Source organism: Delftia sp. ASV31 (genome assembly GCF_016428765.1).
Taxonomy (GTDB): domain Bacteria; phylum Pseudomonadota; class Gammaproteobacteria; order Burkholderiales; family Burkholderiaceae_C; genus Comamonas; species Comamonas acidovorans.
Genome location: NZ_JAELTK010000022.1, coordinates 1 through 17,079 on the forward strand (window position 1 = coordinate 1; position 17,079 = coordinate 17,079).

The following is a 17,079-nucleotide window of genomic DNA, read 5'->3' on the forward strand; positions in this document are numbered from 1 at the left end:
AGGAAATGGTGATGCCTGGCGACAACGTGTCGATCACCGTCAAGCTGATCGCCCCCATCGCCATGGAAGAAGGTCTGCGCTTCGCCATCCGCGAAGGTGGCCGTACCGTGGGCGCTGGCGTGGTTGCAAAGATCATTGCGTAATTCTTGGAAAACTAGGAATACACAATGTCCAAGCAAAAAATCCGCATCCGCCTGAAGGCGTTTGACTACAAGCTGATCGACCAGTCGGCTGCTGAAATCGTTGACACTGCCAAGCGCACCGGCGCGATCGTCAAGGGTCCCGTGCCCCTGCCGACACGCATGAAGCGTTTCGACATCCTGCGCTCGCCGCACGTCAACAAGACCAGCCGCGACCAGTTCGAAATCCGCACGCACCAGCGCCTGATGGACATCGTTGACCCGACTGACAAGACGGTTGACGCTCTGATGAAGCTGGACCTGCCCGCAGGCGTGGACGTCGAGATCAAGCTGCAATAAGAACTTCACGGCCCCTTGCGGGGCCGTTGAAGGGCTTTGATTTAACGCGAACTTGCTTGAAAAGGCAGTTCGCGTTAAAATTTGGGGCTTCGCCTTTCTTGAGCGAAGTTTTATCAACCTTCTTTCGTGCGCAAGGCCTTGGACATCTGGGGCGGGAGCGCAACGCTGGGCCAATTGCAGTTTCAGCGGCGAAAGTTTTGGAGCAAACAAATGAGTCTGAGCAACTCCCTCGGGTTGCTGGGTCGCAAGGTGGGCATGATGCGTCTGTTCACCGATGACGGGGACGCAGTGCCCGTCACGGTGGTGGATGTGTCCAACAACCGTGTGACTCAGGTCAAAACCCAAGAGAACGATGGCTACGTGGCCCTGCAGGTCACTTTCGGTTCGCGCAAGGCATCTCGCGTGACCAAGCCAGAAGCCGGCCACCTTGCCAAGGCAGGTGTCGAAGCCGGTGAAGTGATGGGTGAATTCCGCGTGACCGAAGAAACCGCTGGCAAGTACGCCGCAGGCTCCGTCCTGCCCGTCGCCGAGCTGTTCTCGGTGGGCCAGAAGGTGGACGTGCAAGGCACTTCCATCGGTAAGGGCTTCGCCGGCACCATCAAGCGTCACAACTTCCGCTCGCAGCGCGCCTCGCACGGCAACAGCCGTTCGCACAATGTTCCCGGTTCCATCTCGATGGCCCAGGATCCAGGTCGCGTGTTCCCGGGCAAGAAGATGACCGGTCACATGGGCGATGAAACCATCACCACCCAAAATCTCGACGTGGTTCGCATTGACGAAGCACGCCAACTGCTCTTGATCAAGGGCGCTGTTCCGGGCTCCAAGGGTGGCTTCGTGACGGTGCGCCCCGCCATCAAGGCCAAAGCTTCCAAGGGAGCGAACTAATGCAGCTCGAACTCCTGAATGAACAAGGCCAAGCCGCATCCAAGTTCGATGCGCCCGAGACTGTTTTCGGTCGTGAATTCAACGAAGACCTCGTCCACCAGATCGTGATCGCCTACCGTGCCAACGCACGTCAGGGCACTCGCGCTCAGAAGGACCGCGAGCAGGTTCGTCACACGACTGCCAAGCCGTTCAAGCAAAAGGGCACCGGCCGTGCTCGTGCCGGTATGTCTTCCTCGCCTCTGTGGCGTGGCGGCGGCCGCATCTTCCCGAATCTGCCTGAAGAAAACTTCACGCAGAAGATCAACAAGAAGATGTACCGCGCCGGTATGGTTGCCATCCTGTCGCAGCTGGCCCGCGAAGGCCGTCTGGCCGTGGTGGACTCGCTGAAGCTCGAAAGCCCCAAGACCAAGGTGCTGGCCGACAAGTTCAAGGCCATGAACCTGGAATCGGTCATGGTGATCGCTGAAGAAGTCGACGAGAACCTGTACCTGGCTTCCCGCAATCTGAAGAACGTGTTCGTGGTCGAGCCGCGCTACGCCGACCCCGTGTCGCTGGTGCACTACAAGAAAGTGCTCGTCACCAAGGGTGCGATCGACAAACTCAAGGAGATGTTCGAATGAGCACGCTCAAGTTTGACGAAGGTCGTCTGATGCAGGTGTTGGTTGCTCCCATCGTGTCCGAAAAGGCCACCATGGTTGCCGAGAAGTCCAACGCCGTGACGTTCAAGGTGCTGCAGAGCGCCACCAAGCATGAAATCAAGGCCGCCGTGGAACTGATGTTCAAGGTGGAAGTTGCTGGTGTCTCCGTGGTGAACATCAAGGGCAAGACCAAGCGCTTTGGCAAGACCACTGGCCGCCGCGACCACGTTCGCAAGGCCTACGTGATGCTCAAGCCCGGTCAAGAGCTGAACCTGTCCGGGGAGGCTGCGTAATCATGGCTGTTATCAAGCTCAAACCGACGACCCCCGGCCAACGCGGCACGGTCAAGGTCACGCGTGACCATCTGCACAAGGGTGCAGGTTTCGCCCCCCTGCTGGAGCCTCAGCACCAGAAGTCGGGCCGTAACAACAACGGTCACATCACCACCCGTCACAAGGGCGGTGGCCACAAGCACCACTATCGCGTGGTGGACTTCAAGCGCACCAAGGACGGCATCCCCGCCAAGGTCGAGCGCATTGAGTACGACCCCAACCGTACGGCCCACATCGCTCTGGTGTGCTATGCCGACGGCGAGCGTCGCTACATCATTGCTCCGCGCAACCTGGAAGTCGGCGCAACGATCGTCAGCGGTTCGGAAGCCCCGATCCGCGTGGGCAACACCCTGCCGATCCGCAACATCCCCGTGGGTTCGACCATCCACTGCATCGAACTGAAGATCGGCGCTGGCGCGCAGATCGCCCGTTCGGCAGGTACGTCGGCTACGCTGCTGGCCCGTGAAGGCATCTACGCCCAAGTGCGTATGCGTTCCGGCGAAGTGCGCAAGGTGCACATCGAATGCCGCGCGACCATCGGTGAAGTCGCCAACGAAGAACACAGCCTGCGCCGTCTGGGCAAGGCCGGTGTGAAGCGTTGGATGGGTATTCGCCCGACCGTTCGCGGCGTGGTGATGAACCCTGTCGATCACCCGCACGGTGGTGGTGAAGGCAAGACCGGTGAAGGTCGTCACGCTGTTGACCCATGGGGCAACCTGACGAAGGGCTACCGTACCCGTAACAACAAGCGCACGCAGTCGATGATTGTGTCGCGTCGCAAGAAGTAAAGGGTAGCAAATGACTCGTTCTCTTAAAAAGGGTCCGTTTGTTGACCATCACTTGCTGGCAAAGGCCGAAAAGGCCGTCGCCACCAAGGACAAGAAGCCCGTCAAGACCTGGTCGCGTCGCTCCATGGTTCTGCCCGAGTTCATCGGTCTGACCATCGCCGTGCACAACGGCAAGCAGCACGTGCCCGTGTATGTGACTGACCAGATGGTCGGCCACAAGCTCGGCGAATTCGCGCTGACCCGTACCTTCAAGGGTCACCCGGCGGACAAAAAAGCCAAGAAGTAAGGAATAGAACATGTCTGAAACACGTGCTGTTCTCCGTGGCGTCCGCCTGTCTGTGGACAAGGGTCGCCTGGTCGCGGACCTGATCCGCGGCAAGAAAGTGGACCAAGCCCTGAACATCCTGACGTTCACGCAGAAAAAAGCTGCCGTGATCATCAAGAAGGTGCTCGAGTCCGCCATCGCCAACGCCGAGCACAACGACGGCGCCGACATCGACGAACTGAAGGTCAAGACCATCTTCGTCGAACAAGGCACCACGCTCAAGCGCTTCACCGCGCGTGCAAAGGGCCGCGGCAATCGCATCAGCAAGCCCACGTGCCACGTGTACGTGACGGTTGGCAACTGAAAGGCCTGGGAAGAATATGGGACAGAAAATCCATCCTACCGGCTTCCGCCTGGCTGTTAGCCGCAACTGGGCCAGCCGTTGGTACGCAAGCAACCGTGACTTCGCCGGCATGCTGGCCGAAGACATCAAGGTGCGCGAGTTCCTGAAGGCCAAGCTGAAGAATGCCGCCGTGTCGCGCATCCTGATCGAGCGTCCTGCAAAGAACGCCCGCATCACGATCTTCTCGGCACGTCCTGGTGTCGTGATCGGCAAGAAGGGCGAGGACATCGAGAACCTGAAGAAGGAACTCGCAACCCGTCTGGGCGTGCCCGTGGCTGTGAACATCGAAGAAGTGCGCAAGCCTGAAATCGATGCCAAGCTGATCGCCGATTCGATCTGCCAGCAGCTCGAAAAGCGCATCATGTTCCGCCGCGCCATGAAGCGTGCAATGCAAAACGCCATGCGTCTGGGTGCCCAAGGCATCAAGATCATGTCTTCGGGCCGTCTGAACGGTATCGAAATTGCACGTTGCGAGTGGTATCGCGAAGGCCGTGTGCCACTTCACACACTGCGCGCCGACATCGACTATGGCTTCTCCGAAGCCAAGACGACCTACGGTGTGATCGGTGTGAAGGTCTGGGTCTACAAGGGTGACACGCTGGGTCGTAACGACCTGCCGGCAGCCGAGACCCCCCGCCCCGAAGAAGAACGTCGTCCTCGCGGCCCCCGCCGTGATGGTCGCGGCGATGGTCGTCGTGACGGTGCTGGCCGTGGTGCCCGCCGCCCCGCAGGCGCTAACGCAGCACCTGCTGACGGCAGCGATAAGCCCGCCGGCGCTGGCGCTGATTCCGTTAAGCGCGTTCGCAAGACTGACGCGCCCGCTACAGCAGCGGACGGTAAAGGAGAATAAAGATGCTGCAACCTGCTCGCCGCAAATACCGCAAGGAGCAAAAGGGTCGCAACACCGGTATCGCAACGCGTGGTAACTCCGTTGCTTTCGGTGACTTCGGCCTGAAGTCCACTGACCGTGGTCGCCTGACGGCGCGTCAGATCGAAGCGGCTCGCCGCGCGATCTCGCGTCACGTCAAGCGTGGCGGTCGTATCTGGATCCGCGTGTTCCCGGACAAGCCAATCTCTACCAAGCCCGCAGAAGTGCGTATGGGTAACGGTAAGGGCAACCCCGAGTACTACGTGGCCGAAATCCAGCCCGGCAAGGTGCTCTACGAAATCGTGGGCGTCCCTGAAGAGCTGGCTCGTGAAGCGTTCCGCCTGGCCGCTGCAAAGCTGCCGCTGCGTACGACCTTCGTGTCCCGTCAAATTGGTGCCTAAGGAGAACAACATGACGAAAGCTGCTGAACTCCGCCAAAAAGACGTTGCCGGCCTGGAAGCCGAAGTGAAGTCCCTGCAAAAGGCTCACTTTGGCCTGCGTATGCAAAAGGCTACGCAACAGCTGGGTAACACGAACACGCTGCGTACCACGCGCCGTGACATCGCCCGCGCCAAGACCATCCTTGCTGAAAAGCAAGCTGCCAAGTAATCAGGAAGCCGACATGACGGAAGCTAAAAAATCCCTCAAGCGCACCTTGATTGGCAAGGTGGTCAGCGACAAGCGTGCCAAGACCGTGACGGTCATGGTTGAACGCCGCGTCAAGCACCCGATCTATGACAAGATCATGATTAAGTCCAGCAAGTACCACGCTCACGACGAGCAAGGTGAATACAAGCTGGGCGACGTGGTTGAAATCACGGAAAGCCGCCCGCTGTCCAAGACCAAGAACTGGGTTGCTACCCGCTTGGTGCAAAAGGCTGCTCTGGTGTAAGCCTACACAGGCCCACCGGCTGCAAGGCCACAGGAAACGACCCACAATGTGGGTCGTTTTTTCGTTTGGGGACCACCATTTCGGCGGCCCCCGGTTTTGCACCACAAAGGAGATAGAGATGATCAAAGTCGGAGATGCCCTGCCCGCTGCCACCCTGATGGAATACGTGGAAGTCGAAGGCAATGGCTGCAGCATCGGCCCCAACCCCGTGAAGCTGCCCGAAGCCGCTGCCGGCAAGACCATCGCGGTCTTCGCCGTGCCCGGCGCATTCACTCCCACCTGCTCGGCCAAGCATGTGCCCGGCTTCGTGGAGCAGGCGGAAGCCTTCAAGGCTGCCGGCGTGGACGAGATCTGGTGCCTGTCGGTCAACGACGCCTTCGTGATGGGTGCGTGGGCCCGTGACCAGAAGACCGACGGCAAGGTGCGCATGCTGGCCGACGGCGATGCCGCCTTCGCCAAGGCCACCGGCCTGACGCTGGACCTGAACGGCAAGGGCCTTGGCCTGCGCAGCAACCGCTACTCCATGCTGGTCAAGGACGGCAAGGTCGCCACGCTGAACGTGGAAGGCCCTGGCAAGTTCGAAGTCAGCGACGCTGCCACCCTGCTGGGCCAGGCCAAGGCCTGATCCTGATCGTGTGCTGCAGGCCTGCCGGGCCTGGGCACCGCGCTTTTGCGAAAAAAGGCATTGCACCCAGGTGCAATGCCTTTTTGTATTTCAGGGGGCTGCCTCCGCCGGGCCCTAGAAGATATCGGCCTTGAGGTAATGCGCCCCCGCTATGGGGTTGTGATAGTAGGGCGGGATTTCCTGGAAGCCCAGGTCCGTGTAGAGGGCGCGCGCCGACTCCATGTCGTCCAGCGTGTCCAGCAGCACATGGTCATAGCCGGCCTGGCGCGCCACATCGAGCATGGCCTCGGCGAGCTGGCGGCCCAGGCCGAAACCGCGAAAGGCCTTGCGCACGAACAGGCGCTTCATCTCGGCGGCGTTGGCGTAATCGCAGTTGTCCAGCGGGCGCAAGGCGCAGCAGCCGGCCACGGCGCCATCTACCTTGGCCAGCAGGATGTGGCCGCGCGGCGATGCGTAGTCGCCAGGCAGATCGGCGATCTCGGCCTCGAAATCTTGAAATTGCAGATCGACATCCAGGCTTGCGGCGTACTCCTGGAAGATCTGGCGGACTTCGTCCATGTCTTCCAGGGGATTCGGCGCCAGCAAGGCGACAGCAGGCTTGTCCACGGGCACTTGGCTAAAACGACGGAAAACGCAGTGTAGCGGCAAGCTGGCAACATCTGGCCACGCCGTCAGAAAGCACCCCCCAGCTGCTGCACCCACCATGCGGCGGCCCCCGCCACCAACGCCAGGACCGAGGCCAACAGGCGGCTGGCTGCCGTGTCGCGTGAAGAGGGCAGGGGTTCGGGCAAGTGCTTGTCTCCCGTCACCATGGCGCGCACCAGACCCCGTCCGCGCCAGGCATAGAACAGGATGGCCAACAGGTGCAGGGCCACCAGCGCGTACAGCAGATACTGCCCCCAGTGCGCGTGGTAGGCGGTGGCCTGTGCCACGGTGTCACCCGATACGAAGCGGCTCAGCGGCCCGGAGAACGCAATCTCGTCGTCGCTGAGCAACCCGCTGCCCACCTGGGCGATCAGCACGGCCAGCATGGCAAACACGGACAGGGCGCCCAGCGGGCTGTGGCCTGCGCTGTCGCTCTCCGTTCCTTGTCCCCGCACATGGCGCAGCACGGTGGCGGGCGCGTGGATGAAGCTGGCAAAGCGCGACCAGCGGCCGCCCACCAGGCCCCAAAGCAGGCGAAACAGCAGCAGGGCCAGCATGGCATGGCCCAGCAGCAGATGCCAGTTCATGGCATTGCCGCCCAGCTTGGCCGTCACGACCAGGCCGACCACCGTTGCGGCCAGCAGCCAGTGAAACAGCCGGGTGGGCAGGTCCCAGATGCGGACCTTGTGCTTGGCGGCGCCTTGTGCGGTCGATTCTTGTGCCATGGCATGAAAGCTGGGATGGGGATGGGGCATTGTGCCGCCCCGCATTCCTGCGAGCACCAGGAATGCACCCTGGCCGTGGTCAATCAAAGCGGCGCCGGCAAGACGCCGCTGCCATACTGACCCGGCAGATTTCCCCACACTCCCAAAGGAAAACCACGATGAAGAAAGTTTCTGCATGGGCGCTGGCCGCCCTGGTGGCCACCACGGCGCTGCCCGCGTCCGCACAGTTCGCCAAGTCCGAAGACGCCATCAAGTACCGCCAGGGCGCGCTCGCCGTGCTGGGCCAGCACTTCGGGCGCCTGGGCGCCATGGCGAACGGAAAGATCCCCTTCGATGCCAAGGCGGCCCAGGAAAACGCCGAGGTGGTGGCGTTCATGGCCAAGCTGCCCTGGGCCGGGTTTGGCGCGGGCACGGAAGGTGGAAAGGCCCAGCCTGAAATCTGGAAGGAGCAGGCCAAGTTCCAGGACCTGTCGGAGAAGATGCAGGCCGAGACGGTCAAGCTCGCGGCTGCGGCCAAGTCCGGCAACCTGGACCAGCTCAAGGCCGCCTTCGGCCCGGCCGCCGCTAGCTGCAAGGCCTGCCACGACAGCTTCCGCAGCCGTTGAGCGGCGGGCGGAGGATGCACCAATGAAAAACCGGCCTGGTGCCGGTTTTTTTGTGCCCTGGTCTGCGCTGTATCAGGCCTCGGCCAGCAGCTTCTCGATCAGCCGATGCAACTCAGCGAAGTCAGGTGCGCCCACATAGCGCTTCACGATTTCGCCGCGCTTGTTGACGATGTAGGTGGTGGGAGTCAGCTGCACATCGCCCCAAGCCCGGGCCACGGCGCCGGTATTGTCCAGCGCGACCTTGAAGGGCAGCTTGCGCGAATCGGCGAAGTTCACCACATAGCTGGGCGGGTCGTAGCTCATGGCCACGGCCAGGGTCTCGAAGCCCTGGCTCTGGAATTTCTGGTGAGTGGCAACAATCTCGGGCATCTCGGCCACGCAGGTGGTGCAGCTGGTGGCCCAGAAGTTCACCAAGGTCACCTTGCCCTTGAGGTCGGCCGTGGTCTGCTTGCTGCCGTCCAGCAGCACGAAGGTGGACTGCGGCGCGGCCGTCTGGCCGGCACCTGAATACACCCATGCGCCCATGCCGGCGGCTGCGGCGATCACCACGCCTGCGATCCAATGTTTGCTTGCCATAGCGACGATTGTGCCCAAAGTTGCGCCCGAAGGCCTGCACGCATGCCGTGCACCGCCTTTCGATGCGCGGCAAGGGCAAAAGTTCGGGGCTCGGACAGGTCGGGCCATGCCGATAATGCCGGCATGACATTGATGGAAAGCTTTTCGAAAGCAAAGGGCCGCGCTCTGGCCCTGCGGCTCGGCGCCGCGCTGCTGGTGTTGGCGCCCCTGGCCGCCTGCAGTCCCAGGCTGGATTGGCGGCAGGTCGCGGTCGAAGGCACGCCGCTGCGCGTGCTCTTGCCCTGCGATCCGCAATCCGCAACACGGCCGGTGGAACTGGGCCAGGGCATGGGCACGGTGCAGATGTCCATGATGGGATGCGATGCCGATGCGTCGACCTACGCGGTGTCCCACTTCCTGGTCAGCGAGCCGTCCAGAGCCGCCGAGATGCTGTCGTACTGGCAGGCAGCCGTGCTCGGCCAGATGAACCCGGGTGCTCCGGGGCAGGCACCGGCAGGCGCCAAGCAACTGCGCTCCAAGGAAGATGGCCCTTTCCTGCCTGCAGGCGCACTGAATCTGCCGCAGTCGCTGCGCACCACGTTTGAAGGCGTGGGACCCCAGGGCTGGAAGCTCACCGCCCATGGCGTGTGGTTTGCACGAATGGAGCCGGCAGGCGCGCGCCTCTACCATGCCGTGATCTACAGCGACAAGCCGCGCACAGACGAGGCCAACAACTTCTTCGCCAGCCTGCAACTGCAATAGCAACGGCAACAGGTTTCGGAGCCACGGATGCGGGAGGCAGCTGTGGCATGGAACGCAGTGCAGGCGCGCCGGTTGCCCTGCATGCGCCTGCGCACGCCATAATCGACTCCGAACCCTGTGACTTCATGACCACGCGCATCCTTTTGTTCACCCACGCACCTTTGGCCCATGCACTGCGCGAATGCGCCTTGCACGTGTTCGCCGACAGTGCCGAGGACGTCCTTGCCCTGGATGTGCCCGCTCAGGAGCCGCCCGAGGCCACCCTGATGCGTGCCGAGCAGTTGCTCGAGGACCATGGCGGCCTGGTGGCACTGCCCACGCTGGTGCTGACCGACCTCTTTGGCGCGACGCCCTGCAACGTGGCGCAGCGCCTGGTGGCGCAGCTGCCTGCCGGGCGGCTGGTGGCCGGAGTGAACTTGCCCATGCTGCTGCGCTCCATAGGTTATCGCCACGAGGCGCTGGAAGCCGTGGCCGAGCGTGCCTTGGCGGGAGGCAGCCATGGGGTGATGCAGGTGGGCGTGAACACGCCTCAGAACCAGAGTCCGCGACCATCCAATGATCAAGACCCCTATAACCATCAGCAATAAACTGGGCCTGCATGCCCGCGCCTCCGCCAAGCTCACCAAGCTTGCAGGCAGCTTTCCCTGCGAAGTCTGGATGAGCAAGGGCGAGCGGCGCATCAACGCCAAGAGCATCATGGGCGTGATGATGCTGGCTGCCGGCATGGGCTCCGAGGTGCTGCTGGAAACCGAAGGACCGCAGGAGCAGGAAGCCATGGATGCGCTGACGGCCCTGATCAACGACAAATTTGGCGAAGGCCAGTGATGGGTCTCCGCTGCGCTGGCAGACGGTGAGCGCAAAAGAGCAACACGCGCCGGGCCCGGACGCTGCCGCATTGCGACGGCCCGGGGCCTGCGCAGCAGCAGGCAAAGGACAGGCGCAATGACGTTTGCAATCCACGGACTGGCCGTTTCACGGGGCATTGCGATAGGACGCGCGGTGGTGGTGGCCTCCAGCCGCATGGAGGTGGTGCACTACTTCATCCGGCCCGACCAGGTGGACGCGGAAATCGACCGCGCCCGCAGTGCACGCAACGCCGTCATCGACGAGCTGCGCCGCCTGCAGGATGAAATGCCCCAGGACGCGCCGGGCGAGCTCGATGCCCTGCTCGACGTCCACCTGCTGCTGTTGCAGGACGAGGCCCTGGCCGCCGCCATCAAGCACTGGATTTCCGATCGTCTCTACAACGCCGAATGGGCGCTGACCACGCAGCTCGAGGTCGTCTCGCGCCAGTTCGACGAGATGGAGGACGAGTATCTGCGCGAGCGCAAGGCCGACCTGGAGCAGGTGGTCGAGCGCATCCTGCGCTACATGAAGGGCATGGCCAGCCCCGTGCCCGCGCCTGCCACGCTGCCGCGAGCCGATGCAACGGGGGAGGGCGCGCCGCAGCAGCCGCTGCTGCTCGACGAAGTCACCGATGTGCCCCTGGTCCTGGTGGCGCAGGACCTGTCGCCGGTGGACATGCTGCAGTTCAAGAGCCGGCTGTTTGCCGGCTTCATCACGGCTGTGGGCGGGCGGACCTCGCACACGGCCATCGTGGCGCGCAGCATGGACATCCCGGCCGTGGTCGGCGCGCGCGCGGCCAGCCAGCTGATCCGCCAGGACGACTGGATCATCATCGATGGCAACGCAGGCGTCGTCATCGTCGATCCTTCTCCCATCATCCTGGCCGAGTATGGCTTTCGCCAGCGCCAGAACGAGCTGGAGCGCGAGCGCCTCTCACGCCTGCGCCACACGCCCGCGCTGACGCTGGACGGAGAGCGCATCGAGTTGCTGGCCAATATCGAGCAGCCCGGCGACGGGCCTGCGGCCGTGCATGCAGGCGCCGTGGGCGTGGGGCTGTTCCGCACGGAATTCCTGTTCATGGGGCGTGGCGGCAACCTGCCCGGTGAGGAAGAGCAGTACCGCGCCTACCGCGAAGCGGTGGACGGTATGCAGGGCATGCCCGTGACCATTCGCACGCTGGACGTGGGCGCCGACAAGCCGCTGGACAAGGCACAGCCCAAGGATTACTACCTGAACCCCGCGCTGGGTCTGCGCGCCATCCGCTGGAGCCTGGCTGACCCGGCCATGTTCCGCACTCAGTTGCGCGCCATCCTGCGTGCGGCGGCGCATGGGCAGATCCATCTGCTGTTTCCCATGCTGGCCCACCAAAGCGAGATCGAGCAGACCCTGGCCCAGGTGCGGCTGGCGCAAAGCGAACTCGACGCGCGAGGCGTGGCCCATGGCCCGGTCAAGCTGGGCGCCATGATCGAAGTGCCTGCGGCCGCGCTGATCGTGCGCACCTTTTTGCGTTACTTCGACTTCCTGTCGATCGGCACCAACGACCTCATCCAGTACACGCTGGCCATCGACCGCGCCGACGAGACCGTGGCCCATCTCTATGACCCCTTGCATCCCGCCGTGCTCAAGCTGGTGGCGGACGTGATCGCCGAAGGAAGGGCGCAGGGCAAGAGCGTCTGTGTCTGCGGGGAGACTGCAGGGGATGTGGGCATGACGCGCCTGCTGCTAGGCCTGGGTTTGCGCAGCTTTTCCATGCATCCGGCGCAGATCCTGGTCGTCAAGCAGGAAATCTTGCGCGCCGACACACGCAAGCTGACTGCCTGGGCGCAGGAAGTCCTGCGCTCGGACAGTCCCGCAGCGCTGCTGGGACCATGAATTCATCCAGGCGGGGAGGCGTAGAAAAAGATTTGCGACTTCAGTTGCGATTGATTCTCATTCGATGCTATGATCATCCCCAATGCAGCAAGAAACTCTCTGGTGGGGAATTCGAGCTGCAAGCCTTTTTCAGTTTCATCGTGGGGCGACTCGCCAGGCCTGTTCAGCCTGCAGCAAGTCGGTTTGCCAGCCAGCGGTCTGCCGGTTAGCCAGGCTTTTTTTCTACGATGTCAGAAGAGGCAACATCGCCTCCAATTCAAGCAGAGCATGCGTCAGCGGCTCTGCTTTTTTGTTGCCCGCGCGTCTTGAGGTGTGTTCATGCGGCCATGAAAAAGCCCTCGGCAGCAGGGCTGGCGAGGGCTGGGCATTGAGAGCCGCCTGGGTGCGGCGAACTCAGACGCCTGCGGAGTGTGCCTGCTGATCCGCGTGGTAGCTGGAGCGCACCATGGCGCCCACCGCAGCGTGCGTGAAGCCCATCTTGTAGGCTTCTTCCTCGAACATCTTGAAGGTGTCGGGGTGCACATATCGGCGCACCGGCAGGTGGCTGTTGCTGGGCGCCAGGTACTGGCCGATGGTCAGCATGTCGATGTCATGTGCGCGCATGTCGCGCATCACCTGCAGGATTTCCTCGTCGGTCTCGCCCAGGCCCACCATGATGCCGCTCTTGGTCGGAACCTTGGGGTGCAAGGCCTTGAACTTCTTGAGCAGGTTCAGCGAGAACTGGTAGTCCGAGCCGGGACGCGCTTCCTTGTACAGGCGCGGTGCGGTCTCCAGGTTGTGGTTCATCACATCGGGAGGTGCGGCCTTGAGGATTTCCAGCGCACGGTCGTCGCGGCCACGGAAGTCGGGCACCAGGATCTCGATCTGGGTCAGCGGCGAGAGCTCGCGGATGTTCTTGATGCACTCCACGAAATGGCCCGAGCCGCCATCGCGCAGGTCGTCGCGGTCCACGCTGGTGATCACCACGTACTTCAGGCGCAGCTCGGCAATCGTCTTGGCAAGATTGAGCGGCTCGTTGGTGTCCAGCGGGTCGGGGCGGCCGTGGCCCACGTCGCAGAACGGGCAGCGGCGCGTGCACTTGTCGCCCATGATCATGAAGGTGGCCGTGCCCTTGCCGAAACATTCGCCGATGTTGGGGCAGGAGGCTTCCTCGCAGACCGTGTGCAGCTTGTTGGCGCGCAGGATGTCCTTGATCTCGTAGAAGCGCGTGGTGGGGCTGCCCGCCTTGACGCGGATCCAATCGGGCTTCTTGAGGGCCTCGCCATGCTCGACCTTGATCGGGATGCGCGAAAGCTTCGCTGCCGCCTTCTGCTTGGCCAGCGGGTTGTACTCGGCTTGGGACTGCGCTTCGCGCACGACGGTGTTGGTGGTCATGGTTCTGGATTCAGGGGGCTAGGCGGCGCTGCAACTGTCGTCCCAGCACGCGCGCGGCTTCGTCCCAGGTTGTCTGAACGCCGATTGTAGAAAGGTCCACCGTTTGCAGTCCTGCATAGCCGCAAGGGTTGATTCGTTCGTAGGGTTCCAGGTCCATGGCGGCATTCAGGGCAACGCCGTGATAGGTGCAATGCCGGCTGACCTTGATGCCCAGGGCTGCAATCTTGCCCAGCCCCGAAAAATCGGGCTGGGGCGCAGGCGAGCCGGGTGCGCGCAGTTGCGGGCGCTGAGCCAGCATGGCGTGGCTGCGAGGATCGTCAAGACGCACGTAGATGCCGGGGGCGCCTTCCACGCGGTGGCCGGTGATGCCGAAATGCTCCAGCGTGCGGATGACCGCATCTTCGATGCGGAACACGTATTCCTTGACGAAGTAGCCCAGGCGCTGCAGATCCAGCAACGGATAGGCGACCACTTGGCCCGGGCCGTGGTAGGTGACCTGCCCGCCGCGGTTGGTTGCGACCACGGGAATGTCGCCAGGGCTCAGCAAGTGGTCACTTTTCCCGGCAAGGCCTTGCGTGAAATGCGGGGCGTGCTCGCAGATCCAGAGCTCGTCGCGCGTGCCGGCATCGCGGCCGCTCGTGAATGCCTGCATGGCCTGCACCGTGGCTTCGTAGTCGGTGCGGCCCAGCAGGCGCAAGTCCAGCGTCTGCGCAAGCTCGGCGGCTGGGGCGCTCAAAGCACCACTTTCACAAGCGGGTGCGAGGTGAACGCCTGGTACAGGTCGTCGAGCTGCTCGCGGCTGGTGGCTGTCACCGTGACGGTGACACCCAGGTATTTGCCGCTGCTGCTGGGGCGCAACTCGATGGTGCTGGGGTCAAAGGCGGGGTCGAAGCGCTCGGCGATCTGGGTGATTTCATGCACCAGATGCTCGGCCTTGATGCCCATGACTTTGATGGGAAACTGCGACGGGTACTCGATCAACGAGTCCTTGCGCGGGTCCGCGCCCGGCGCGGCTGCTGGTGCGGAGGAGGGGGTGGGGGCGTCGGTCATAGGTGAATCAAGGTTAATCGCTTGGCGTTGGAGGCGATTGTGCGCTATCGTTCGCGGCCATGTCGCAGCCTGGGGCTGCCGCGCCGCCGGTCACGAAAACTCCACACACAACAAACAAGCTGCCTGCGGTGCGAGGCTGGCGTTGTTGGCCTGCTGCCACACAGCCAGGCTGCCGCCGCCGTTTTGGGCATGCCCGTAACAACCCCTATCGTTCGGCAGGGGTTTTTACTTATAATCAGAGGCTTTGTGAAAAAGTCTTGTCTGGTCTGCGGCCTTCGAGAACTCAATGAAAAACTACGCCGCTGACACAGACGCTGACAGGGAACTTGAGGGCGAGGATTCCGACTTCAAGCCCCTGACCTCCGAGGAGGCTCAGGAGTGGCGCACGCGAAACCCGCAGATGTCTGTGTGGCGCTTCGTGGTGGTCCAGGCGGTGGTTGGCGTGCTGGTGGCACTGGTCGCGTGGCTGGTGACGGGGCGCGCCGAGGTCGGATGGTCGGCTGCCTATGGCGCCTTGTCGGTGGTGCTGCCGGCTGCGCTGTTTGCGCGCGCCGTCGTGCGCAAGAGGCCTGGCGGCGCTGCAGCCGCCATGGTGGGAATTTTTGGCTGGGAACTGGTGAAGCTGGTGCTGTGCATTGCCATGCTGGCGGCTGCACCCAAGCTGGTCCCGGGGCTGAGTTGGCTGGCGCTGCTGGCGGGCTTGGTGATCGTCATGAAAACGTATTGGGTCGCGCTGATAGTGCGGGCCAATGTCCGAAAAACCGATTGATATTTGAAGAGAAGTTGACCGATGGCCGCAGACGCGCACGCACCTACTGCAAGTGAATACATCGTTCACCACCTGCAGCACCTCCAGAACATCAAGCAAAAGTCGATCATCGACTTTTCGGTCATCAACCTGGACTCGATCGTCGTCAGCGCCACGCTGGGCGTGCTGAGCCTGTTCGTGCTGTGGCTTGCCGCGCGCAAGGCCACATCGGGCGTTCCGGGCCGCTTCCAGGCGGCTGTAGAGCTGCTGGTCGAGATGGTGGACAACCAGGCCAAGGCCAACATCCACAACGCGCAAAGCCGCAAGTTCATCGCTCCCCTGGCACTGACCGTGTTCGTCTGGATCTTCATGATGAACGCCATGGACATGCTGCCCGTGGACCTGCTGCCGGTACTGTGGCAGGGCGTCCAGGGTGACTCGCACGCTTACCTGCGTGTCGTTCCCACGGCTGACCTCTCGACCACGCTGGGCCTGTCCTCGGCCGTGCTGATCCTGTGCTTCTTCTACAGCATCAAGATCAAGGGCATGGGCGGCTGGGCGCACGAACTGGTGACCGCTCCGTTCGGCACCAGCAAGAATCCCGTGTTTGCACTGATCCTGGGTGTTATCAACCTGGCCATGCAGATCATTGAATATGTCGCCAAGACGGTTTCGCATGGCATGCGACTGTTCGGCAACATGTACGCTGGTGAGTTGGTGTTCTGTCTGATCGCTCTGATGGGCGGTGCGGCTGCCATGTCGCTTTCCGGTGTGTTGCTCCCCTTGGGGCACATCATTGCAGGCTCTATCTGGGCGATCTTCCACATTCTGATCATCACCCTGCAGGCCTTCATTTTCATGATGCTGACGCTGATCTATCTCGGCCAGGCACATGAAGCCCACTGACCATTTCCTTTCCCTCTCAACCTTTCTCTTTCTTTAATCTCAGGAGTCATCATGGAAAACATTCTCGGTCTCGTCGCTCTGGCTTGTGGTCTGATCGTTGGTCTGGGCGCTATCGGCGCTTCGATCGGTATCGCCCTGATGGGTGGCAAGTTCCTGGAATCGTCGGCACGTCAGCCTGAGCTGATCAACGAACTGCAAACCAAGATGTTCATCTTGGCCGGTCTGATCGACGCTGCCTTCCTGATCGGTGTTGCTATCGCTCTGCTGTTCGCTTTCGCCAACCCCTTCGTCCTGGCCTAAGCTCCGATCAACGCCCTAGATAGAAAGGTGTTGCCGTGAGTATCAACGCGACCCTGTTCGTCCAGGCCATCGTTTTCTTGATCCTGGTGCTGTTCACGATGAAGTTCGTGTGGCCCCCGATCGCGAAGGCGCTGGATGAACGAGCTCTGAAAATCGCCGATGGCCTCGCTGCTGCCGACAAGGCCAAGACTGACCTGGCCGCCGCCAACAAGCGCGTCGAGCAGGAACTGGCCCAGACGCGCAACGAAACGGCATCGCGGCTTGCGGACGCCGAACGCCGTGCCCAGGCCATCATCGAAGAAGCCAAGGCCCGTGCCTCCGAAGAAGGCAACAAGATTGTTGCTGCTGCCCGCGCCGAGGCCGAGCAGCAGACAGTCCAGGCCCGTGAAGCCCTGCGCGAGCAAGTGGCTGCGCTGGCCGTCAAGGGCGCCGAGCAGATCCTGCGCAAGGAAGTGGATGCCGGCGTCCATGCCGACCTGCTGAACCGCCTGAAGACCGAGCTGTAAGGAAGAGCAA

The 17,079-nt window shown here is 62.4% G+C and carries 27 protein-coding genes and 1 pseudogene; 22 read left to right on the forward strand and 6 right to left on the reverse strand.

The window, feature by feature from the left end:
- From JHD82_RS10190 to JHD82_RS10250, 13 genes and pseudogenes are all read left to right on the forward strand, one after another.
- A pseudogene (locus tag JHD82_RS10190) lies at positions 1-143 on the forward strand (elongation factor Tu); the annotation flags it as partial.
- 24 nt (positions 144-167) lie between these two features.
- Positions 168-479 carry a 30S ribosomal protein S10 gene (gene rpsJ, locus JHD82_RS10195; protein ID WP_003059431.1) on the forward strand — a complete coding sequence of 104 codons (312 nt, stop codon included), beginning with the start codon at positions 168-170 and terminating at the stop codon, positions 477-479.
- 210 nt (positions 480-689) lie between these two features.
- A complete protein-coding gene (rplC, locus tag JHD82_RS10200) occupies positions 690-1,364 on the forward strand; it encodes a 50S ribosomal protein L3 (protein ID WP_012202329.1) in 675 nt (224 codons plus the stop codon).
- Positions 1,364-1,984: a 50S ribosomal protein L4 gene (rplD, locus tag JHD82_RS10205; protein ID WP_012202330.1), complete on the forward strand. Its 621-nt coding sequence runs from the start codon at positions 1,364-1,366 to the stop codon at positions 1,982-1,984. The genes rplC and rplD overlap by 1 nt, the downstream gene beginning before the upstream one ends.
- The gene (rplW, locus tag JHD82_RS10210; protein ID WP_012202331.1) at positions 1,981-2,295 is read left to right on the forward strand and encodes a 50S ribosomal protein L23; all 315 of its coding nucleotides are present in this window, start codon (positions 1,981-1,983) and stop codon (positions 2,293-2,295) included. The genes rplD and rplW overlap by 4 nt, the downstream gene beginning before the upstream one ends.
- Before the next feature lie 2 nt (positions 2,296-2,297).
- Complete coding sequence (gene rplB, locus JHD82_RS10215; RefSeq protein WP_012202332.1) at positions 2,298-3,122, forward strand: 50S ribosomal protein L2; 825 nt, start codon at positions 2,298-2,300, stop codon at positions 3,120-3,122.
- A gap of 10 nt (positions 3,123-3,132) precedes the next feature.
- On the forward strand, positions 3,133-3,408 hold the full coding sequence (rpsS, locus tag JHD82_RS10220; protein ID WP_012202333.1) for a 30S ribosomal protein S19: 276 nt from the start codon (positions 3,133-3,135) through the stop codon (positions 3,406-3,408).
- Positions 3,409-3,418: 10 nt separating this feature from the next.
- Entirely contained in the window at positions 3,419-3,751 is a 333-nt protein-coding gene (gene rplV / locus JHD82_RS10225) for a 50S ribosomal protein L22 (protein ID WP_012202334.1), read from the forward strand.
- 16 nt (positions 3,752-3,767) lie between these two features.
- Positions 3,768-4,640 (forward strand): 30S ribosomal protein S3, encoded by an 873-nt coding sequence (gene rpsC, locus JHD82_RS10230; protein WP_012202335.1) that lies wholly within the window; start codon positions 3,768-3,770, stop codon positions 4,638-4,640.
- A 2-nt stretch (positions 4,641-4,642) separates the two neighbouring features.
- Positions 4,643-5,059: a 50S ribosomal protein L16 gene (gene rplP, locus JHD82_RS10235; RefSeq protein ID WP_012202336.1), complete on the forward strand. Its 417-nt coding sequence runs from the start codon at positions 4,643-4,645 to the stop codon at positions 5,057-5,059.
- 10 nt (positions 5,060-5,069) lie between these two features.
- Positions 5,070-5,267 (forward strand): 50S ribosomal protein L29, encoded by a 198-nt coding sequence (rpmC, locus tag JHD82_RS10240; RefSeq protein WP_012202337.1) that lies wholly within the window; start codon positions 5,070-5,072, stop codon positions 5,265-5,267.
- A 13-nt stretch (positions 5,268-5,280) separates the two neighbouring features.
- Positions 5,281-5,550 (forward strand): 30S ribosomal protein S17, encoded by a 270-nt coding sequence (gene rpsQ / locus JHD82_RS10245; RefSeq protein ID WP_012202338.1) that lies wholly within the window; start codon positions 5,281-5,283, stop codon positions 5,548-5,550.
- A gap of 118 nt (positions 5,551-5,668) precedes the next feature.
- Complete coding sequence (locus tag JHD82_RS10250) at positions 5,669-6,175, forward strand: peroxiredoxin (protein WP_013800250.1); 507 nt, start codon at positions 5,669-5,671, stop codon at positions 6,173-6,175.
- A gap of 114 nt (positions 6,176-6,289) precedes the next feature.
- Here JHD82_RS10250 and JHD82_RS10255 read toward each other — a convergent pair whose 3' ends face one another.
- Positions 6,290-6,781 carry a GNAT family N-acetyltransferase gene (locus JHD82_RS10255; RefSeq protein WP_043780357.1) on the reverse strand — a complete coding sequence of 164 codons (492 nt, stop codon included), beginning with the start codon at positions 6,779-6,781 and terminating at the stop codon, positions 6,290-6,292.
- Between the two features lie 65 nt (positions 6,782-6,846).
- Positions 6,847-7,545, reverse strand: coding sequence for a cytochrome b/b6 domain-containing protein (locus JHD82_RS10260; protein ID WP_199136343.1), 699 nt, complete (start codon positions 7,543-7,545; stop codon positions 6,847-6,849).
- Positions 7,546-7,703: 158 nt separating this feature from the next.
- Here JHD82_RS10260 and JHD82_RS10265 point away from each other — a divergent pair, with 158 nt between their 5' ends.
- Positions 7,704-8,150 (forward strand): cytochrome c, encoded by a 447-nt coding sequence (locus tag JHD82_RS10265; RefSeq protein ID WP_199136345.1) that lies wholly within the window; start codon positions 7,704-7,706, stop codon positions 8,148-8,150.
- 72 nt (positions 8,151-8,222) lie between these two features.
- On the opposite strand, the gene JHD82_RS10270 is transcribed toward JHD82_RS10265, so the two are convergent.
- A complete protein-coding gene (locus tag JHD82_RS10270; protein ID WP_097204508.1) occupies positions 8,223-8,726 on the reverse strand; it encodes a TlpA disulfide reductase family protein in 504 nt (167 codons plus the stop codon).
- Positions 8,727-8,849: 123 nt separating this feature from the next.
- Between JHD82_RS10270 and JHD82_RS10275 the strand changes: the two genes are divergently transcribed.
- From JHD82_RS10275 to ptsP, 4 genes are all read left to right on the forward strand, one after another.
- A complete protein-coding gene (locus JHD82_RS10275) occupies positions 8,850-9,467 on the forward strand; it encodes a hypothetical protein (RefSeq protein WP_012202344.1) in 618 nt (205 codons plus the stop codon).
- Positions 9,468-9,592: 125 nt separating this feature from the next.
- Complete coding sequence (locus JHD82_RS10280) at positions 9,593-10,054, forward strand: PTS sugar transporter subunit IIA (protein ID WP_170962107.1); 462 nt, start codon at positions 9,593-9,595, stop codon at positions 10,052-10,054.
- The gene (locus JHD82_RS10285) at positions 10,023-10,292 is read left to right on the forward strand and encodes an HPr family phosphocarrier protein (RefSeq protein WP_012202346.1); all 270 of its coding nucleotides are present in this window, start codon (positions 10,023-10,025) and stop codon (positions 10,290-10,292) included. The genes JHD82_RS10280 and JHD82_RS10285 overlap by 32 nt, the downstream gene beginning before the upstream one ends.
- 117 nt (positions 10,293-10,409) lie before the next feature.
- Positions 10,410-12,185 (forward strand): phosphoenolpyruvate--protein phosphotransferase, encoded by a 1,776-nt coding sequence (gene ptsP / locus JHD82_RS10290; protein ID WP_199136347.1) that lies wholly within the window; start codon positions 10,410-10,412, stop codon positions 12,183-12,185.
- Between the two features lie 393 nt (positions 12,186-12,578).
- Here the strand turns inward: ptsP and lipA are convergent, their stop codons facing one another.
- Genes lipA through JHD82_RS10305 form a run of 3 tightly spaced genes read right to left on the reverse strand, consistent with a single transcriptional unit; the run spans position 12,579 to position 14,609 of the window.
- On the reverse strand, positions 12,579-13,559 hold the full coding sequence (gene lipA / locus JHD82_RS10295; protein ID WP_199136350.1) for a lipoyl synthase: 981 nt from the start codon (positions 13,557-13,559) through the stop codon (positions 12,579-12,581).
- Positions 13,560-13,569: 10 nt separating this feature from the next.
- Positions 13,570-14,295, reverse strand: coding sequence for a lipoyl(octanoyl) transferase LipB (lipB, locus tag JHD82_RS10300; protein WP_199136351.1), 726 nt, complete (start codon positions 14,293-14,295; stop codon positions 13,570-13,572).
- On the reverse strand, positions 14,292-14,609 hold the full coding sequence (locus JHD82_RS10305) for a YbeD family protein (RefSeq protein WP_012202350.1): 318 nt from the start codon (positions 14,607-14,609) through the stop codon (positions 14,292-14,294). The genes lipB and JHD82_RS10305 overlap by 4 nt, the downstream gene beginning before the upstream one ends.
- A 286-nt stretch (positions 14,610-14,895) precedes the next feature.
- Between JHD82_RS10305 and JHD82_RS10310 the strand changes: the two genes are divergently transcribed.
- Genes JHD82_RS10310 through JHD82_RS10325 form a run of 4 tightly spaced genes read left to right on the forward strand, consistent with a single transcriptional unit; the run spans position 14,896 to position 17,069 of the window.
- Entirely contained in the window at positions 14,896-15,378 is a 483-nt protein-coding gene (locus JHD82_RS10310; RefSeq protein WP_012202351.1) for an ATP synthase subunit I, read from the forward strand.
- Positions 15,379-15,399: 21 nt separating this feature from the next.
- Positions 15,400-16,263: a F0F1 ATP synthase subunit A gene (gene atpB / locus JHD82_RS10315; protein WP_012202352.1), complete on the forward strand. Its 864-nt coding sequence runs from the start codon at positions 15,400-15,402 to the stop codon at positions 16,261-16,263.
- A 51-nt stretch (positions 16,264-16,314) separates the two neighbouring features.
- The gene (atpE, locus tag JHD82_RS10320; protein ID WP_011803767.1) at positions 16,315-16,563 is read left to right on the forward strand and encodes a F0F1 ATP synthase subunit C; all 249 of its coding nucleotides are present in this window, start codon (positions 16,315-16,317) and stop codon (positions 16,561-16,563) included.
- A gap of 35 nt (positions 16,564-16,598) precedes the next feature.
- Positions 16,599-17,069, forward strand: a complete 471-nt coding sequence (locus JHD82_RS10325; protein WP_012202353.1) for a F0F1 ATP synthase subunit B — start codon at positions 16,599-16,601, stop codon at positions 17,067-17,069.
- Positions 17,070-17,079 lie beyond the last annotated feature (10 nt).

Excerpts from the sequence above, each read along its gene's own strand:
- lipA (WP_199136350.1), bottom strand. The coding sequence starts at position 13,559 with ATGACCACCAACACCGTCGTGCGCGAAGCGCAGTCCCAAGCCGAGTAC.
- JHD82_RS10305 (WP_012202350.1), bottom strand. The coding sequence starts at position 14,609 with ATGACCGACGCCCCCACCCCCTCCTCCGCACCAGCAGCCGCGCCGGGC.
- JHD82_RS10280 (WP_170962107.1), top strand. The coding sequence starts at position 9,593 with ATGACCACGCGCATCCTTTTGTTCACCCACGCACCTTTGGCCCATGCA.
- ptsP (WP_199136347.1), top strand. The coding sequence starts at position 10,410 with ATGACGTTTGCAATCCACGGACTGGCCGTTTCACGGGGCATTGCGATA.
- rplB (WP_012202332.1), top strand. The coding sequence starts at position 2,298 with ATGGCTGTTATCAAGCTCAAACCGACGACCCCCGGCCAACGCGGCACG.
- rpsJ (WP_003059431.1), top strand. The coding sequence starts at position 168 with ATGTCCAAGCAAAAAATCCGCATCCGCCTGAAGGCGTTTGACTACAAG.
- JHD82_RS10285 (WP_012202346.1), top strand. The coding sequence starts at position 10,023 with ATGATCAAGACCCCTATAACCATCAGCAATAAACTGGGCCTGCATGCC.
- atpE (WP_011803767.1), top strand. The coding sequence starts at position 16,315 with ATGGAAAACATTCTCGGTCTCGTCGCTCTGGCTTGTGGTCTGATCGTT.
- rplC (WP_012202329.1), top strand. The coding sequence starts at position 690 with ATGAGTCTGAGCAACTCCCTCGGGTTGCTGGGTCGCAAGGTGGGCATG.
- atpB (WP_012202352.1), top strand. The coding sequence starts at position 15,400 with ATGGCCGCAGACGCGCACGCACCTACTGCAAGTGAATACATCGTTCAC.
- JHD82_RS10270 (WP_097204508.1), bottom strand. The coding sequence starts at position 8,726 with ATGGCAAGCAAACATTGGATCGCAGGCGTGGTGATCGCCGCAGCCGCC.
- rplD (WP_012202330.1), top strand. The coding sequence starts at position 1,364 with ATGCAGCTCGAACTCCTGAATGAACAAGGCCAAGCCGCATCCAAGTTC.
- rplV (WP_012202334.1), top strand. The coding sequence starts at position 3,419 with ATGTCTGAAACACGTGCTGTTCTCCGTGGCGTCCGCCTGTCTGTGGAC.
- JHD82_RS10250 (WP_013800250.1), top strand. The coding sequence starts at position 5,669 with ATGATCAAAGTCGGAGATGCCCTGCCCGCTGCCACCCTGATGGAATAC.
- JHD82_RS10260 (WP_199136343.1), bottom strand. The coding sequence starts at position 7,545 with ATGGCACAAGAATCGACCGCACAAGGCGCCGCCAAGCACAAGGTCCGC.
- JHD82_RS10265 (WP_199136345.1), top strand. The coding sequence starts at position 7,704 with ATGAAGAAAGTTTCTGCATGGGCGCTGGCCGCCCTGGTGGCCACCACG.
- JHD82_RS10310 (WP_012202351.1), top strand. The coding sequence starts at position 14,896 with ATGAAAAACTACGCCGCTGACACAGACGCTGACAGGGAACTTGAGGGC.
- rpsQ (WP_012202338.1), top strand. The coding sequence starts at position 5,281 with ATGACGGAAGCTAAAAAATCCCTCAAGCGCACCTTGATTGGCAAGGTG.
- rplP (WP_012202336.1), top strand. The coding sequence starts at position 4,643 with ATGCTGCAACCTGCTCGCCGCAAATACCGCAAGGAGCAAAAGGGTCGC.
- JHD82_RS10275 (WP_012202344.1), top strand. The coding sequence starts at position 8,850 with ATGACATTGATGGAAAGCTTTTCGAAAGCAAAGGGCCGCGCTCTGGCC.
- rplW (WP_012202331.1), top strand. The coding sequence starts at position 1,981 with ATGAGCACGCTCAAGTTTGACGAAGGTCGTCTGATGCAGGTGTTGGTT.
- rpmC (WP_012202337.1), top strand. The coding sequence starts at position 5,070 with ATGACGAAAGCTGCTGAACTCCGCCAAAAAGACGTTGCCGGCCTGGAA.
- rpsS (WP_012202333.1), top strand. The coding sequence starts at position 3,133 with ATGACTCGTTCTCTTAAAAAGGGTCCGTTTGTTGACCATCACTTGCTG.
- rpsC (WP_012202335.1), top strand. The coding sequence starts at position 3,768 with ATGGGACAGAAAATCCATCCTACCGGCTTCCGCCTGGCTGTTAGCCGC.